Origin of the sequence: Oceaniferula flava, from assembly GCF_016811075.1 — a bacterium.
Lineage (GTDB): Bacteria > Verrucomicrobiota > Verrucomicrobiia > Verrucomicrobiales > Akkermansiaceae > Oceaniferula > Oceaniferula flava.
The window spans coordinates 216,107-233,050 of sequence record NZ_JAFBGL010000002.1 but is presented as its reverse complement, the minus strand read 5'-3'; the positions used below and the strand labels follow the sequence as shown (position 1 = coordinate 233,050).

The window sequence follows — 16,944 nt, the reverse complement described above, 5'->3', positions numbered from 1 at the left end:
GAATACTTCCACCATGGACTACAGCACTCTCATCGAACAACGCCGCGAACGCTTCGCGGAGGTCGAACAGCTCATCACCGATCCAGACCTCTTCTCCGATCCCAAACGCGGCAAGTCCGTGATGAGTGAACACGCTCGTCTCAAGGACCTGCTGGCCATGTGGGATGAACTGGAATCGGCCAAAACCAACCTCGAGGAAAACCGCGAGCTCGCCAAAGAGGAGGACCCGGAAATGGCTGAGATGGCCGAAATGGAAATCCCCGAACTGGAAAAAAAGATCGAAACACTCTCGGAGCAGCTGCAATACGCCCTGCTGCCACGTGATGAAGCCGAGGACCGCGATGCCTTGTTAGAAATCCGCTCCGGCGCCGGCGGCGACGAAGCAGCCATCTTTGCCGGGGAAGTGATGCGTATGTATCAGCGCTACGCCGAGCAGCGCAGCTGGAAATACGAAGTCATCGATGCCATGCCGTCCGAAGCCGGTGGCTTCTCCAAAGCTGTGATGAAAATCACCGGGGAAGAGGTGTTCCGTTACTTGAAATACGAGTCCGGCGTGCACCGCGTCCAGCGAGTTCCCGCCACCGAGACCCAAGGCCGCATTCACACCTCCACCTGCACCGTGGCCGTCATGCCCGAGGCCGAAGACGTCGATGTGGAACTGAAAATGGAAGAGCTTGAGATCAAAGCCACCCGCTCCGGCGGCCCCGGCGGTCAGCACGTCAACACCACCGACTCCGCGGTCCAGATTACCCACCTTCCCACCGGCATCCAGGTGAAGTGTCAGGACGGTCGCTCCCAGACTCAGAACAAAGAGAAAGCCTTGGAAATTATCCGCGCCAAGCTGTTCGAGGAAAAGCAGCGCAAGCAAGCCGAGGAATACTCCGCTCAGCGCCGCTCATTGATCGGATCCGGTGATCGCTCGGAGAAAATCCGCACCTACAACTTCCCCCAATCGCGCATCACCGATCACCGCATCGGCTTCACCACCCACAATATGGACGGCATCTTCGATGGCGACCTGTTCGAACTCACCGAGGCGCTGCAAAAAGTGGAGATGGCACAGAAACTCGAAGACGCAGGAATGTAGTCCAGCCAGCCCACGTGACAACGAGAGTCGGCGTGGGCAGCAGATGCCCCAAAAGGGAATAAACAGAGAACTCGGATGAGGTAATGACAATGCGTTCCCATCGTCTAGGTTAACTTGGACTATGATCTATCTTCACCTTAAAGAAGCCACAATGCTTGAGGCTGGGATGATCTTGTGAACAACGGTTAGATACAACTTGCCACCAACCCATTACGCCCTCGAACTCCAAATTTTCGGTAGATCGAGTTAATGTATTGGATCGCTGTGCTTACTTCCACATTCATCTCCATGGCGATTTCCTTGTGGGTAAAATCGGTGAACAGTAAGGAGAACGCCTCCATTTCCCTAGGGGACAAAGGAGCCCTTGCCGGAGGAATCAATCCTCGTTCAAGTAACAGCTTCTGATGGAGGTTTACAGAACCCAAAATAGCCAAGCGTGCCAATCCGCGCTCCCGCTCACTGAAGGGATCCTGATCAGGGGCCCGATCAATTAAAAAATAGGACTCAACCTCAGGAGTGACCGTGTAGACTGCGTGCATGCGCTCCTTAATTCCGAGGATCGGCACATAGTAGCACTTGGTTTTCCAAAAACGCTCGTGTTCGTCATCCGAGATCACATCTTGCCGAAGTTGCACCCGATGTTTTCCCGCCGTCCTGACAATGTTGATCGTGTCCGCGCCGGGTCCGTATTTTTTGGCATATTCGAAATAGACCGATTGGCCGTGAGCCAGATCCAACACAGGTGCAAAATCAATCAAATCCATGCACCACCAGCCATCGAAGATCCGGGTCGAAAATACATCACTCGGTGCTTTCCCATGAATGGCTGCCAGCCACACGACATTCTTGGCATCCAATAAGTCCGCCAGCATCACCGTGTATCTTCGCAAAATTTCCCTCACATTAGTCAGCCGTGCCTCAGCGGCCACACGCCAAAGATCATGAAGGTGGTTCTGTTCCTCTTGCGTCAGTTCTGTGAGTTCTTGTAATACCATGTTTGTTTCATGTGCAGGTCGACGGGAGTGTTAGACTTCCTTATCCCCTAACACATTAAAATCTCCTGACCACAAAATATGTTAGAAAACCTCGCTCTCATCTATTTACAGAATCCAACGAAGCATAGTTATAGAAGCGTGCCCATCTGACGAATAGGCATCCAATGCTATGCACAAAAACAGACACATGCAGCCAAACCACTCAATCGTCCAGCTGACTTCATTCCTATAAGGGATGGCCCATCACAGGCAGTCCATGTTCACTCAATCAGTCCCAACCGCACCACCATCGATATTTTAGAAACCTAGGACTGTTGAGCAATTCACATCCTTCTGAATCTCCTCTGAAGGGGCGTTTGCATCAATCTTGCAGCTTCCGAGATCAATGAACCGAGACGATCTCATCTAACGATTTCTTAGTTATCTCAGGCACCGTGCAGCCCTCCGCCGGATAGCCAACTACGAGTAACAGGAACGGCTTCTCTGAAGCGGGACGCTGCAAAACTTGATTGAGGAAATGCATGGGGCTCGGCGTGTGCGTGAGGCTGGCCAGTCCGGCATGGTGCAGAGCGGTGATCAGAAAACCGCAGGCTAAACCGACCGACTCCTTCGGGTAATACGTTTTCCCCTCCTTGCCCTCCTCATCCACCACACGCGACTTCTGAAAGACCGCGATCAGAGCGGGGGCACGTTCCAGAAATGGCTTGTTCGCATCCGTGCCCAGATGATCCAGCGCATCCAGCCACTCCTGCGGCGCGCGTGATTGATAGAACTCCCTCTCCTCAGCTTCCGCCGCCTCACGGATCTTCCGCTTTACCTCGGCACTTTTCACCACGGCAAAATGCCAGGCCTGCTGGTTCGCCCCATTCGGAGCCCTGCCAGCCACCTCAATACAATGTTCGAGCACCCCGTCGGGAATGGGATCCTCAGAGAAATCACGCACCGACCGCCGCGGCTTCATCAGTTCAAAAAACGACCGCGCCCGCTCCTGCATTTCATCCGCAGGAAGACGCTCAAAGTTCAAAGGTTGCCTATTTTCCATGATCTCGATTGGGTAAGAAATAGAACGTGTCAGATCAAATCCATCCGACAAGTGCCATCAGAATTTTTCTAGATCGTTAATACCACATGTCTCGACCTGCCCAGATGACACATCACCCAATTGATGTCATTTTGACACCCGCCCTCATCACAGGTCATCGTCCGTCGGAAGCTTACCGAGTAGGCTGACAAACAGCCGAACACTGCTGTTTCACTCGTAATTTGGCACAGCTTTGCAAAACCAGCTATCTGGCAGTCCATCACAGATGGTCAAGAAGACGCCCCCACGCAGAACCGTTTCAACTGAGTGTTATTTCTCATGTTCGCTTTTATACTGTTAGGTTGAATAGTTAGGATGCAACGATGACTCTCGGGCAAGATGACTAAACAAACACTTCGTTGGGGCCTTCTTGCCTGCGGCAATATTGCCCATAAATTTGCAGCCGCGGTGAATGAAACCGAGAACAATGTAATCCATGCGGTGGCAGCACGTGATGAGGATTCGGCAAAAGCCTTTGCCGCTCAACACGGCGCGCTGCACGCCTATGGGAACTACGCAGACATGCTGGCGGATCCGGAAGTGGACGCGGTTTATATTTCCACCGTTCACCCACTGCACTTCGAGTGGATCTCTCGCAGTCTGATGGCGGGGAAACATGTGCTCTGCGAAAAGCCGATGACCATGAACCTGCGCCAGGCGAAACTCGCGCAGAAGTTGGCCAAGGACAACGGCCGCATCCTACGCGAGGCTTTCATGTATCGCCATCATCCCCAGACCCAGAAAGTGGCCGATCTGGTAAGCTCCGGTGTGATCGGAAAAGTCCGCTTCATTGAGGCTGATTTTTGTTACAACAGCAGCCCAGATCCGGTGCATCGATTGATCAATAACAGCCTGGGCGGCGGCGGCATTTTGGACGTCGGGTGTTACACCATGTCGTTTGCCCGTCTGATCGCCGGACGCGCAGTCGGCCGACTCTTCTCGGAACCGCTCGAATTGAGCGCCATGGGCCAGCTGGATCGTCAATCCAAGATCGATCTGTGCACCACCGCGACTCTGCGCTTCGAAGGCGACATCCTCGCCCGCCTGAGCTGTGCCATCAACATGAACATGGATATGAAAGCTGCCATCTACGGTGACAAGGGCCGGATCACTGTCCAGAAACCTTGGTTCTGCAATGACGAGATTCAGGTGCAGCTGGACGGCATTGACGAAGTGGAGGTGATCGAAGCGGAAACAACGCCACCGCTCTACACCCACGAGATTGTTAGTTTTGCGGCTGAACTTCGTGGCCACCCGCTCGACCAACACGCCGTTGGCATGCGCCTGGACGACACCATCGGTAACATGAAAGCCCTCGATCTATGGCGCGCTGAGATCGGCCTGGCCTACGAAGCGGATGCGCTGCGTTGATGGGTGCAACGGTAGGCATTTCCAACAACAAGCGCCTCTTCGAAGTCACCCCCAAAGGTGAAATGGTCCTCAAGCAGTGTCACTGCCTACTAACAGAAATTCGATAGAAGCATTTGGTATCTGAGGGATCAACAGGGAAGTTGAATGTGATGACTCCACCATTTCCAAGGATCGGATCACCGATATCGACCCAATTTCCCATTGTAAGATCTTTTTTCTCTTGTCCTTGGTAGAGGTGTCCTGGTTTTGAATTCAGCAGTTGAATACCTACATTGTCTCCAGCCAAGTTCATGCTGGGAAGTTGGAAATCGAGGTCTTCGATCACAAGCGGATCGGAGGGCACGGCGACGACTTCGCCAGACGCATCGCTTTCTTCGCCATCAGCATACCTGGCAACAATGACGTAGTAATAGGTGCTACCTGGATTCAGACCGGTGTCGGTATAAGTTGTTCCTGTGATGGTGTCATCGATGATGCTGTAGGAACCTCCCTGAGTCGTAGAGCGCTTGACGGTGTAGCCAATAGCACCCGGAACGGCATTCCATGTAAGTGTAATCTCAGTGCCGCTAATAGGAGTCTCCGCTATTGATGTAGGTGTTTGTGTTTGTATGAGTTCGAACCAGTTCAGATTGAACATGGCACCAGTGCCTGACTCGTTAGACTTCGCCTCAACATAGACCAGGTAAAGATCGTGAGTCCCGGATGTCGGCTCGAGAGGTGTTTCAATCGTGCTCCAATTCTGCCAATCGCCAGTTTCTGGAACTGCTGTCTTGCCAATACGCAGGCCTGTTGGGCTGCCGGTGCGGATTTCAATGACGCCATCAGGACGCCCTTCTGGACGGGAGATACGTAGGCGGATGTCCGTGGCATGGCTCAGATCGATGTCGTCGTAGCGAGTCCAATTTCCCTCGTTGATATTGGATAGATTCAGTCCGCCACCAACGTCTGTGCAGGACTCGGTGCTATGTGCAGCCGGATTGCTGCCATCAAAGTTCTCCGCTTCGATATGTGCGTAGGGCACGGACTCCGGCTCTAATAAAATCTCATAGCAGTAGGCTGAATTGTCCTGAATGGTAACATAAGCGTAGCTGTCGGTATGTGTTGCGATCGTTCCCGTCTCCCCTTCAACAGGCAAACCATCGAACTGACTCCAGCGCGTGAATTTAATCGGTTCGTCACTAATTGTTCTGCCAGAAGGAACGATGGTCACCGGATGATCTGTGTCAGAGTGGTTGAGAACCCAGACCGTCATCAAGTTGCCACGAATCAGTGCCGACACGGCTGAGTCTGCATCGGCTTGATCCGGGTCAGAGTCCCAATAATCCTTGAACACACCAGGTTCATTGACATCCAGGGCAAAGCCTCGGTTCGATGTGTTGGTCAGCTTCTTAAACATGTAGTATTTAACGCTACGCTTGTTGTTGACGATGTAGCAGTGCCCCTGATTACTGAAGCCGATGGCCAGCCAGCCATTGAGCCCGGAGAACCCCGCATTGATGCATTCCATCATGTAGGCGAATGTCAGGACTTCGTCGGCGTCAGAGGTGCTCTTCCAGCCGTGGACTTCGGTATTCCAGATCTCGGGAACTGGCTCTGACTTTCCATCATACATTTCGTGGACTCGGTCTGCGAAGCTTTGTGCCGATCCTCCTTTGTCGGTGTTGTGACATGATGCAATGGAGAGGGCTTCTCTGTAGCTGCCATATTGAACACCACTCATCCACGATCTCCCCTGAGAGTAACTCCATGCCGAGGGGCCAACGAATTGGGGGATGTCATCGGCAGTGAGCGTCACAGTAGGATAATCGGGGTGGATCACAGGCTTGGTGCCATCCAGATAGTCGTCGAAAAGGGCTTTAATATCCCTGACATCTTGAGCATTCAGGTAGTTCCACTCGTTCGTCAAGTCCATGTAGGAAATCTTGAACCCGTGATGCTTCATCAGAATCAAGTAGCGGAGTAGATATTCCGAACATTTGACCTCGTCGAAACTGTAGTTGCTATTACTACCGCTGCTGCCAGTGATCCACTGAGGGTAGGGTTGCCAAGCGACGTTGTTAACGGCTTCATCTAACGGGCGTGGGCTGGCGAAGAATTTGATGTCTGGATTTGCAGCCTGCATGTCCTGCATCATGGGGATGATCCGGTCGTTATTGGTGCTGCCGCCTTCATTGTCGTCATTGTCCCAGTAAGCGTCTTCCTGCAATACGCCTTCGGTCAGTTCATATTTGGAGTTGATCGCCACGCGAACGTAATCGACATCGCAATCATCGACCGACCATGCCGCAAATTTGTCTCTGACAGATGAACTGCCCTGCCAGAACCAGAGGCGCTCGTAGTCAATGCCGTAGCGCATCTGCTGTTTCCGGGTATTGCCTACAGTCAGAATCAGCCCCGAAGGCGTGCCATTGGCTGTCACGCGCAACACGCCATTGCTGCCTGAGTTATCCACACTGAAAGACCAGATGCTGGTATCGACTCCGGGAGCGAAGGCCAGGCCGTTGTCGGTGATATCCCCGTTCTCAACTTCCATGACAATCCAAGTGCCCCCGCTTTCTCCCGTGTCGTAGTAGTCGACATCGAGTAACGCGCCGCTCTCGAAGGTTGCATAGGTTCCATTGGTGCCTTCTACGTCGTCGATGAAGATCTTGGTAACACCCTGAGAGTCGATTCCCACCTTAAGCGTAGAGTCTGCGTGCTGTGTCCACGAGCCATCGCCAGTCCCGTGGGAGCCAATGCCGATTTCACTGCTTGCAGACCCGAGCACCGTGAAGGTGCCTGTCCCAGCTTCGGACTCGTGTCCGAGTTTGACGCCTCTGCGGGTTCGCAGGGAACCACTGCTAATCTCAAGGGTGCCTGTGCCACCAGCGCTTGAGTCGTGATTCCCGCCAAGATAGATGGAGTATGCCGTCTGGCCCAAGCTTCTGACAACCTCTAGATCGCCACCTGAGAGGTAATAAAAACCGGTTTCTCCCTGGAAGCTCCCAATCTCAAGTTCGTTGATCTGTGCCGTGCCTCCGACATGGTAGAGTGAGCTAGCCACGCGGCTGTCCCAGTTGGATTGTGCGTATGCTCTGAATAGCCCACCTGAAATCGTCAACGTGCCGCCATTCAAATATAATGCGTTCAAGTTTACCGCATTGTCTTCGTTGTAAACGACGTTTCCAGAATTGATGATCGCGCGGTCGCGCTGCGTGTAGGGGCCGGTAGCGTTGTCCCAGTTTAAACCATTATCCCAGTCGCTACTTTCGGAGCCAACCCAGACGACCTCTTCGTTTGCGGGAGTGGCAGTCGATGTGACGGTAAGGGTGCCGTTGGCGCCGGTGTTATCGATACTGAAAGACCAGATACTGGTATCCACTCCTGCAGCAAAAGCCAAACCGTTGTCGATGATGTCGCCGTTTTCGACTTCCATGACCGTCCACGTGCCTGCGTTGCCACCATTATTGTAGTAGCTGACATCGAGCAGTGCACCGCTTTCAAAAGTGGCGGAAGTTCCCGTTGTATCGCCAGCGCTATCGTGGAGGAAAATAGGGGTCAGCCCATTGGCATCGATGCCTACCTTGAGCACAGACCCTGAGTTTTGTGTCCAACCTCCGTCGTTATCGCCAGTCCGAGCTCCGATGCCGATTTCAGAACTACCTGCACCCAGCACCGAGAAGGTGCCCGTGCCGGACTGAGTTGCATGCCCAAGTTTCACCCCGTGCCGAGTCTGCAGGGATCCTCCGCTAATTTCAAAGAGACCAGTGCCGCCGTTGTTGTTGTCGTGATCAGCCGCTAGGTAGAGGGAGTAGCCCCCAAGACCGCGGGCAACGATGAACTCCCCTCCGTTGACATGGATGGAGCCGTGATTTCCGGTCGATCGACCTCCCACCTCCACTTCGTTGATCTCCACCGTTCCTCCACTGAGGTAAAGGGGGCTGTCTACCAAGCTGTGCGAAGTGGTGCCGAAAGTCGATTTGAACAGGCCGCTTGAAATTGTCATAGTGCCGCCAAGCAGGTGCAGTGCCCTCAAATTTGGACCAGATGCCGTGGTGTAAACGACCGTGCCAGAATTGATAACGGCATGATCACCAGCCGTGACAGGTCCGGCATTGTTGTCCCAGTTCGAGCCATCGTTCCAGTCGCTGCTTGTTGTCCCCGTCCAGTTGATGAACCCCGCCGTGGGCGCAGCTGCCGTTGAGGTGACGGTCAAAAGGCCGTTGGGGCCTGAGTTATCGACGTTAAAAGACCAGATGCCTGTATCCACGCCGGGAGCGAAGGCCAGGCCGTTGTCCGTGATATCACCGTTCTCGACTTCCATCACGGTCCAGGTGCCAGGACCTCCGGAATTGTAGTAACCGACGTCGAGTAGCGCACCGCTCTCGAAAGTCGCGTAGGTGCTGTTCGTGCCTTGCGCGTCGTCGATGAAAATGGGAGTCAGCCCGAGGCGATCGATGCTGACCTTGAGTGTCGAGCCGGCGTGTTGTTCCCAGCCACCATTCCCCGTGCTACTGGTGCCGATGCCGATCTGACTGGCCTGTGAGCCGATGACCTCGAAAGTGCCAATTCCCGCCACGCTGGCATCTCCCAGCTTGACCCCTCGGCGAGTGATCATCGATCCAGCGACCACTTGAAACGTGGCGGTCCCACCGGCATCTGAGACGCGGTTGGTGCCAAGATAGAGGGAAAAGCCGTTCACTTCCCTAGCGAGATCGAGATCACCACCGTTCAGTTGATAGATTCCGTTGTAGCCCGTGGCACTGCCCATTTCGAGTCTGTTTAAAATGACATTGCCACCGGTATGGACAAAGGTTCCATTCATCAGACAATCTGACCATTGCGCGCTGGAAGTTACTGTGAATTCACCTCCAGAGACCGTCATGGCGGCATCATCAAATAGACGGAGTGATCTGAAATTGGGGCTGGTTCCTGTGCTGTAATCCACCGTTCCTAGATCCATATAGATGGTATCTCCTGCTGCCGGAGTGAGATTGCTGTCCCAGTTCAACCCGATGTCCCAATCACTGTTGACATCACCGAACAATGTAACGGTGGCTGCGTAGCTCGCCATCGAGAGCGAGGCAGAGACAAGAAGGGTCATGCACTTCTTTGAAAATCGAATCAAGTGCTGAGGGGGTTTGGATAACATCATAAATTAATTGGGGAGGAGGGCGTGTGGGGTCAGTTGAATCCGTGTGCACTGACATCAGCTGAGAATGCATGCACTATCAGGGTTCCCCCTTGTGGCTTCGCTGGAAAGGTTCAGGGTGAATAGGCCTTGATGCCTAGCTTCTGGAACAGCTTTTCCGGAGGTATCGTGTGAAGTTCCCATCCGACACTGACCTGTGCGTATAGACCCGCAGTGCGGTTTTTTTGTGCTGAATCAAAGGGTGCGTAAAGTCCACCTCGCTCAGCTGAGCGATTTTTTCATCATCAGCCATACATCCTTATCCAGATTTAGTGCAAATCTGCCGGTATTTGATGATCTTTTTTCATCATCAGATCACAGGAGCTTGCTCAAATTCCCTTCACTAAGAAAATGAAGATGCGAGCCAACGAACGCCGCAAACTCAACCAACACCGTTGCCGCAACGATAGTTGGTGTTGCCGTTGCCCCCGCTACGAATGCCACCAAATTACAGGATAGCAGAAATCAGTGACCTCATCGCCGGGCACAAGCTCACCAAGGATCAGGAAGATTACCTCACCACCCTTGCTGAGCTCACATCCATCTACGAGGAAAACAACGTCCCTCATTTCCCCCAGCTCGAACCTCACGAAACCATCGCCGATAACATCGTTCACTGGGCCACTCTACGCGTCCCCCAACTACCATATAGATGAATGCCTCATTTCTTTGACTGACCCCGTTTACGTTAGATCTATGGCGAGCAGAAATCGGTCTGGCCTACGTGGCTGATGCGGTGCGTTAATGGGAAGACCTATTGAGAACTTTAACAACACCTCGATTTTTATTTGCATAATACAATAAATACCGTATTAGTTGCACTATACAACTTAATAAACTCAATGATCATCAACCAACATGACAGCCCCGGCTTCGCCATTGGCCGCACGAATTACCTGTTTCGACTACGTATCATCGAAGCTCTTCGCCTGTCGAAATCTCAGCTGAATCCCGAGGAGGCCTGGATTCTGATGGTGCTGAAAGAAGCAGACCGACCGCTCCCCGGCTCCGAATTTAACGACTTCATGATGCGTGATGCTTCAACTCTGACCCGACAACTCAACGGCCTCGCCGGCAAAGGCATGATCGAGCGCCAGCGTGACCCGAACGATGGCCGAGCCGTAACTATTCACCTCACTCGGCAAGGTAAAGCCGAGCTGAAAAAGCTCGAACCCCACGCCGCTGACATCCGCACCCGCGCCGCCGCTGGAATCGACCCCAATGACTACGCCGTGATGATCGATTGCCTAATGAAAATTCAAAAAAACCTCGCCTCACCAGCTAAGAAAAAAAACGGCACAAAAACCAATTAATATCATGATCACTAATAACCCATCCACCACCAAAACTAAAGTTGCCGTAGTAGGAGCCACCGGCCAGTTCGGTCATCCCTTGACACTCAACCTTGCCTCCGAAGGGGCTGATGTGCTCGCCATTTCACGTGCTCCATCCGAGCGCAATCAGGCCAGACTCGCCGAGCTTGAGAAAGTCGGATGCCATCTCGGTTTTTGCGCCGACCCTTCTGAAGAAAATGCCCTGACGAGTTTGTTAGAAGGCTGCGACACCGTGGTCATGGTCACTCAGGCCAGTCCGGAGAGTCTCGCCTCAATTGACCCGCATTACCTGAACGCTGCCAAACGTGCCGGTGTCCGCAAATTTGTTCCCAATGAATTCGGCTGCCACACTCTAGGCATAGAACGCGGTATTAGTGCGCTATTTGATGCCAAAAAGGACATGCACGAGCGCATTGACGCCGCCGGTCTAGAGAAAACCCTGATCTACCCAGGCCTCAATTTCGATTACTGCCTGCCGAACTTGCGCCTGTTCCACCAGGTCACCACCTTCGCCGATCTTGATCAGCTGCTGACAACCCATCACATCGATGACATCGGGGTGATTGCCGCTCGTGCCATCCTGGACCCACGCACCACCGGCAAAGCCGTCCAGCTCTATACCAATCGACTCAGCCAGCGAGAAATGCTCGCACTGTTAGATCAAAGTTGGCCCGACAAAGACTTTCCCATCAAGCACGTCAGCCGCGAGTCCATTCTCGACGATATGAAAAATGCCACCGACGAAGTCACCGCCAAGGCCGGTGTCGAGACCGATCTCGAACGCGCTCAGATCAACTACGTTTGTTACATCACCGGCGCAGTGACCAATATCGACTATCCAAACACACTCAACGCCGCCGAGCTCTACCCTGACTTCGTTTACAAAACCCCAGCGGAAATGCTCGCCGACGAAGCCTTCGTTTTCGGAACCTAAATCTCCCTAACACACCGCCACTCAAAACCCAAAACAGCCATGAAAACTAGAACCACATCCCTTCGACTCGCCGGCGTTTCCCTGCTAACGCTGACTCTCACATCCATCGTCAGTGCCAAGGAATTCCCCTACGGAAAAAACCACGACTACCCTACGTTCAAAGCCCTTGATCTCGATAAAGACGGACAAGTCACCGTCAGCGAAATCGATAAAGCTGCTACATCTTTACTCACACTCGATAGCAACTCAGACGGAAAACTCAGCCCGGAAGAGCTCGGTGGAACTGGTCCGTTCTTCGGATACCTCCGCATGCAAACCACCATCCGCGTCCTCGATCGCGATGGCGACACAGCGCTTTCAAAAGCCGAAATCGCCAACGCTCCCACTCAGCTCAAGCGCCTTGCAGCCAAAGGAAACGCCGACGGCATCCTCAGCAAATTCGAAGCCTACGATAACCGCATCAACCTCGGTGGCGGTCAAACCAAAGCCAATCCTGAAGAAGGCGTCGGCCCGATGCTCGAATACATCATCAACTACCCACGTAATTCCAAAGTCATCGCCCCGGGTAGCGATCCACGTGCCTACCAAGGCTATTTCCTCTACACCGAATCCGGCGCATCATCCGATGTGCAGGTCAACACCGGCACCTACCTGTTAGACCCCAACGGCAAAAAAGTCCACGAGTGGAAAACCGACCGCTACTCGCCAGAAGGCAGCGCCGCCTATCTACTCCCCAACGGCAACCTCGTCCGTAACGTCGCTCCCTCCGACTGGTTAGATATCGAGGACTTCAGCGTAGGTGCCCACGGCATGGTCGAAATCCTCGACTGGGACGGCAAGGTTCTCTGGGAATACAAACGCCACAAGAAAGGTAGTTACGTATTACACCACGACATCGAACCACTCGCGAACGGCAACATCCTCGTCATTTCATACGAAGCAAAAACGCCCAAAGAAGTAGCCGCACTCGGAGGAAAAAAAGCCACCGCCATCCGCTGGTTTGAAAAAATTCTCGAGATCAAACCCAACCTCAAAGACGGCAGCACAGAAATCGTCTGGGAATGGGACGTCACAGATCACCTCATCCAGGACGAACACAAAGAGCTAGCCAACTATGGCGATCCAGCCGCTCATCCAGAGCTTCTCGACATCAACTTCATCCCTGCTGGAAACCGACAAGTTCACTTCAACTCGATCGACTACCACGCTGGCCGCGATCAAATTTTAATCAGCTCGATGAACTACGGTGAAGTTTACGTCATCGATCGAAAGACTGGAAAAATCATCTACCGCTGGGGCAATCCAGCCGCCTACGGCATGGGCACCAAAGCGGACAAGATACTTGCTGTCCAACACGATGCTCGCTGGATGGACGACGACACTCTGCCACACACTGGCGACTTCACCGTACACAACAACCGTGCTGGAAAGATCCCCGGCAAGGAAGGTCCCTTCGCCATGGGTGTCACCTACACATCTATTCTGGAAGTAAAACTCCCCTCTATGAAAGACCGTGCCTATCCACGCGAAAACGGCAAACCCTACACGGCCGAAATCACCTGGCAATACAAGCCGGATCCACTCGACTCTTGGTATTGCCCCTTCATGGGCGGCGCATCGCGTTTACCAAACGGAAACACCCTAGTCGTCAACTCCTACAACAAACGCATCTTCGAGGTCACCCCCAAAGGCGAAATGGTCCTCAACTTCCACATCCCAGGTCCAGGCCGCATATTCCGCATCTATAAAATCCCAGCCAGCCATCCGGCACTGAAGGGAAAACTGTAGCGAGTCCCCCGGTGAAGACGCCGTTGACATGGGCTTCAAGACACCAATGGAAACATGAAAGCGTTCGACTTATGGCGTGCAGAAATTGGGCTAGCTTATGAGGCGGGTGCGGTGTGTTGATGGGAGAGCGGACGGGAGCTTCAATAATACTTACTAACAGTTTCCGCATGCGTCATTTCTTTGACTGACTGCTTTCCATTGATTGGCAGCTGCGCGCGTCACACCCACGACCAAGAAACTGAATGCGTCATTTCTTTGACTGGCCCCATTTATTAGGCCGTATTAACCCTAACTTTCTACGAAAATTCAAGAAATCACCTTCGCTGTCTTAAAAGCATGTGGGTTTCTGGCAATAAAGTCATCGAGTAACACTGCCAAACCAGTAACTCCAAAATTGTGTTTTAGAGTAAATTCAGACAGTCCCATTCTCATTAGGCCTTCGGGAAGATGGTTTGTTATGAGATCAGGAAGTGTATATGCGTCAGCCTTTTCCCATAGTTTATCGATGGTCGCTGTCTTATATGCATTATCAAGGGTGAAGAAAACAACCCCTGCGAAAAGCTGATCAAGAAATAAAGATCCTACTGCCGGAGGCAAGTGTTCACTCTCCTCAATATCATCATAAACTCTTGCTTGGTGTGATGCTGAGCAACGTAATAGCCACAACCGCTGAATACGAACATCGTCGACCTCACCGGCATCGTCGAAGAGTGCCTGCAATCTAAACTTGATCAGGTCCTCCTTATTATTCCTAGCGTCCCCACAAATGAGACATTCCAAGGCTGAGAATTTGGAGAGAAATCCGATACCTGCTACGACTGACTCTGCACCATGGCGATACATGCGCATGGCATAAAGCAGGTTGGTTCTTAATTCAGTTTCGGGAGTAGATTCAACCTCAGCTACCACGTCAAAGTATTGAAGAATCTTTGTGAAAAGTAGCTCATTTCGCGCTTGCCACTGACCAGCTTTGTCAAAACCCTGATCTTGAACAGTTGTCCAGCCGCCTTGTTTATAAATGTATGCACGTGCCTCATTGGATTGGTTCTCAGACACAAGGACAAGGTCCGAATACTCAGGCGGCGAATCACAAATGAGGCAATACCCGTCTACTAAGCCGGAAACTTGCAGATGAGCAGCCCTCATGGCGCTCTTTGCATCATCACATTCCACACGAAATCCAAAGATGAAGATTGGCGTATCGTCATTCCTTTTTGTGAACGCTTTAAATGCCTGTGAATGAGTTTCGAGTATCTCAAGAACCTGTTCACCATTGCCATGTATCTTAGCTACAAAATAGTGCCCCCCGCTAATAAGCCTGTCCACAGGAAGCCCTTTTAAAAAAAAATAGACGTCATATTGCATAATTTATTCTCAGAAGTGAGCGAGTCAGAGATTGAGCTTTGCTTAATTGTCGATAGAGGGATGGGCAGGTGACTTTTAGAAGAACCATATCGCTGGATGGTGGTAGTTAAGAACCGTGTTCTCGGTTTTAAATTTCGGAAGTTCAGAACTGAGCTGTTCCTTGCGCTCTACTAATGTGGCACGAGTCATTCCTGACTCGGGAGAAAAAATAGATCATCTGGATCATGACGCGATGATCATCTCGTAACTACCCCTAACTAACAAGGGCTTAAAAATAATACCCCCAGCGAGAATCGAACTCACATCTAAGGTTTAGGAAACCCTTGTTCTATCCGTTGAACTATGGGGGCGTTGGGAAATTGATGGCTGATTGTGAAGCAGAGGTCAAGACGTGTTGCGGGTTTCCACCGGAAACCGATAGACCGAGTGGCCGATTGCTAGTTTGCAAAGATGCGCTCGGCGTATTCAGGGTGATCGATGAAGGGGTTTCGGTTTCCTTGGTAGTGGCGGTGGATCTTTTGGTTGCGCTGGCGTTCTTGGTCGCTGACTGGATCGGTGCGGTGCCATTGCAGGAGGGTGCTGAGTTTTCCTAACTGACGCTTTTTGAAATCGGGTGTGTTGCTGAGTTCGAGGTCGGTGGCGTTGGCCTCGCCGGCTTCGTAGCGGACGGCCATGTAGAAGAGGGCGCGGGCGATATCGCCTTTCACCTGATTCGGTGGCTCCCAGGAATCGGTGTCGTGGGAAAATGTCTGGCCGCCGAAGTCTTCGCCGTCGGTTTCATCGAAGTAGAGGTGGCCGCGCTGGCCGTTGATGCCTACATCGGAGGCGCGGATGTGGTGGAGGTCGGTGTTGGCAATGCTGGAGCGACCGATGCCGTAGGCGCGTGGCCAGAGATGCTCGCGGTTCCAGTCGCCTTGATTGCCGCCGTTCTTGGCATTGCTGCGGTGGCGCTGTTGGTAGATGAGCAACACATTGCCCTCGGCTCCAGCATCGAGATCACGCAGGGCTTCCCAGAGCTCGGAATACTTGAACACGCGCTGATGGCGGATACGTTGGTGCAGGGCTGTTTTGAGCTCCTGGCCGCTTAGGTGATCGAGACCTTGGTAGTAATCGTCTTGAGATGATGGCTCTGGCAACGGCTGTTTTTCAAGTTGCTCTTTGTAGGCTAACAGGTTCCGTTTTTTCAGAGTATCCTTGCCAACCAAGTAGCTGACCACGAGCAAAATCGCCATGATCAGGACGGCGTAGTGGATGGCCTTCATGGATGCTTCGCCTGAGCGAGGGTGAGGTGATGTTTGGCAGCGCGACCGCTGATCGATTCGTTTTCCACCAGCTCGGTGGCGATGGCTTTCACCGCCTGCCATGTGCCGGACTGGCTGAGCAGGTGCTGGGTTTTATCGAGCGTTTTGTGGATCAGTTTTTCCGCCTGGCGGGCGTTGCCGGATCTGGACATCGCCAGCTTCTCCACCATGCGCAGATCCTGTGACGCGCCATGGATATTGTATTTCCCTGATTTTCGACCTTCCGCCGCCATGCCGGCTAACAGGATGAGCATTTCGGCCTCCAGCTTATCCTGCACCTGCTTCGCCCTCCCCTTTTGCATCGTGCAGACGCCGAGCCGATTCTGCGATGGGATGATGCTGACTTTTTGCACAGATCTTCCCATGAGCAATGCCATCACGGCGTGGCCTGCTTCGTGGTAGGCGGTGAGTGTTTTCTGGTCCATGTAGGCTCTCGCAGATTGATCGCTGCGAGGTAGGCTAGCACACAGGCTTCGGCCCCTGCAAGACAAGGAAGAGCTACTTCAGACCTCAAAAAG

At 52.7% G+C, this 16,944-nt stretch carries 12 protein-coding genes and 1 tRNA gene; 6 read left to right on the top strand and 7 right to left on the bottom strand.

Annotated features, from left to right (window positions below; genetic code table 11):
• Positions 1 to 13: 13 nt before the first annotated feature.
• Positions 14 to 1,087, top strand: a complete 1,074-nt coding sequence (prfA, locus tag JO972_RS04060) for a peptide chain release factor 1 (protein WP_309488720.1) — start codon at positions 14 to 16, stop codon at positions 1,085 to 1,087.
• A gap of 185 nt (positions 1,088 to 1,272) precedes the next feature.
• Here the strand turns inward: prfA and JO972_RS04055 are convergent, their stop codons facing one another.
• Together JO972_RS04055 and JO972_RS04050 are read right to left on the bottom strand one after the other, a co-directional pair.
• Positions 1,273 to 2,082: a helix-turn-helix transcriptional regulator gene (locus JO972_RS04055; RefSeq protein ID WP_309488719.1), complete on the bottom strand. Its 810-nt coding sequence runs from the start codon at positions 2,080 to 2,082 to the stop codon at positions 1,273 to 1,275.
• A 382-nt stretch (positions 2,083 to 2,464) separates the two neighbouring features.
• The gene (locus JO972_RS04050) at positions 2,465 to 3,124 is read right to left on the bottom strand and encodes a nitroreductase family protein (protein WP_309488718.1); all 660 of its coding nucleotides are present in this window, start codon (positions 3,122 to 3,124) and stop codon (positions 2,465 to 2,467) included.
• A 378-nt stretch (positions 3,125 to 3,502) separates the two neighbouring features.
• Between JO972_RS04050 and JO972_RS04045 the strand changes: the two genes are divergently transcribed.
• A complete protein-coding gene (locus JO972_RS04045) occupies positions 3,503 to 4,534 on the top strand; it encodes a Gfo/Idh/MocA family protein (RefSeq protein ID WP_309488717.1) in 1,032 nt (343 codons plus the stop codon).
• A 79-nt stretch (positions 4,535 to 4,613) separates the two neighbouring features.
• Here the strand turns inward: JO972_RS04045 and JO972_RS04040 are convergent, their stop codons facing one another.
• Positions 4,614 to 9,617, bottom strand: coding sequence for a carbohydrate-binding protein (locus JO972_RS04040; RefSeq protein WP_309488716.1), 5,004 nt, complete (start codon positions 9,615 to 9,617; stop codon positions 4,614 to 4,616).
• A 524-nt stretch (positions 9,618 to 10,141) separates the two neighbouring features.
• On the opposite strand from JO972_RS04040, the gene JO972_RS04035 reads away from it, so the two are divergent.
• The 4 genes from JO972_RS04035 to JO972_RS04020 all read left to right on the top strand — a co-directional run bounded on the left by JO972_RS04035 (position 10,142) and on the right by JO972_RS04020 (position 13,760).
• Positions 10,142 to 10,360, top strand: coding sequence for a hypothetical protein (locus tag JO972_RS04035; RefSeq protein WP_309488715.1), 219 nt, complete (start codon positions 10,142 to 10,144; stop codon positions 10,358 to 10,360).
• A gap of 186 nt (positions 10,361 to 10,546) precedes the next feature.
• Positions 10,547 to 11,017 (top strand): MarR family winged helix-turn-helix transcriptional regulator, encoded by a 471-nt coding sequence (locus JO972_RS04030; protein WP_309488714.1) that lies wholly within the window; start codon positions 10,547 to 10,549, stop codon positions 11,015 to 11,017.
• Positions 11,018 to 11,021: 4 nt separating this feature from the next.
• Positions 11,022 to 11,972, top strand: coding sequence for an NmrA family NAD(P)-binding protein (locus tag JO972_RS04025; protein ID WP_309488713.1), 951 nt, complete (start codon positions 11,022 to 11,024; stop codon positions 11,970 to 11,972).
• 39 nt (positions 11,973 to 12,011) lie between these two features.
• Entirely contained in the window at positions 12,012 to 13,760 is a 1,749-nt protein-coding gene (locus tag JO972_RS04020) for an aryl-sulfate sulfotransferase (RefSeq protein WP_309488712.1), read from the top strand.
• A gap of 306 nt (positions 13,761 to 14,066) precedes the next feature.
• Here JO972_RS04020 and JO972_RS04015 read toward each other — a convergent pair whose 3' ends face one another.
• The 4 genes from JO972_RS04015 to JO972_RS04000 all read right to left on the bottom strand — a co-directional run bounded on the left by JO972_RS04015 (position 14,067) and on the right by JO972_RS04000 (position 16,851).
• Positions 14,067 to 15,125: a hypothetical protein gene (locus JO972_RS04015; RefSeq protein ID WP_309488711.1), complete on the bottom strand. Its 1,059-nt coding sequence runs from the start codon at positions 15,123 to 15,125 to the stop codon at positions 14,067 to 14,069.
• A gap of 278 nt (positions 15,126 to 15,403) precedes the next feature.
• Positions 15,404 to 15,475, bottom strand: a tRNA-Arg gene (locus tag JO972_RS04010).
• Positions 15,476 to 15,562: 87 nt separating this feature from the next.
• Complete coding sequence (locus JO972_RS04005) at positions 15,563 to 16,387, bottom strand: endonuclease I family protein (protein ID WP_309488710.1); 825 nt, start codon at positions 16,385 to 16,387, stop codon at positions 15,563 to 15,565.
• Entirely contained in the window at positions 16,384 to 16,851 is a 468-nt protein-coding gene (locus tag JO972_RS04000; RefSeq protein WP_309488709.1) for a M50 family metallopeptidase, read from the bottom strand. The genes JO972_RS04005 and JO972_RS04000 overlap by 4 nt, the downstream gene beginning before the upstream one ends.
• Between the last annotated feature and the right edge of the window lie 93 nt (positions 16,852 to 16,944).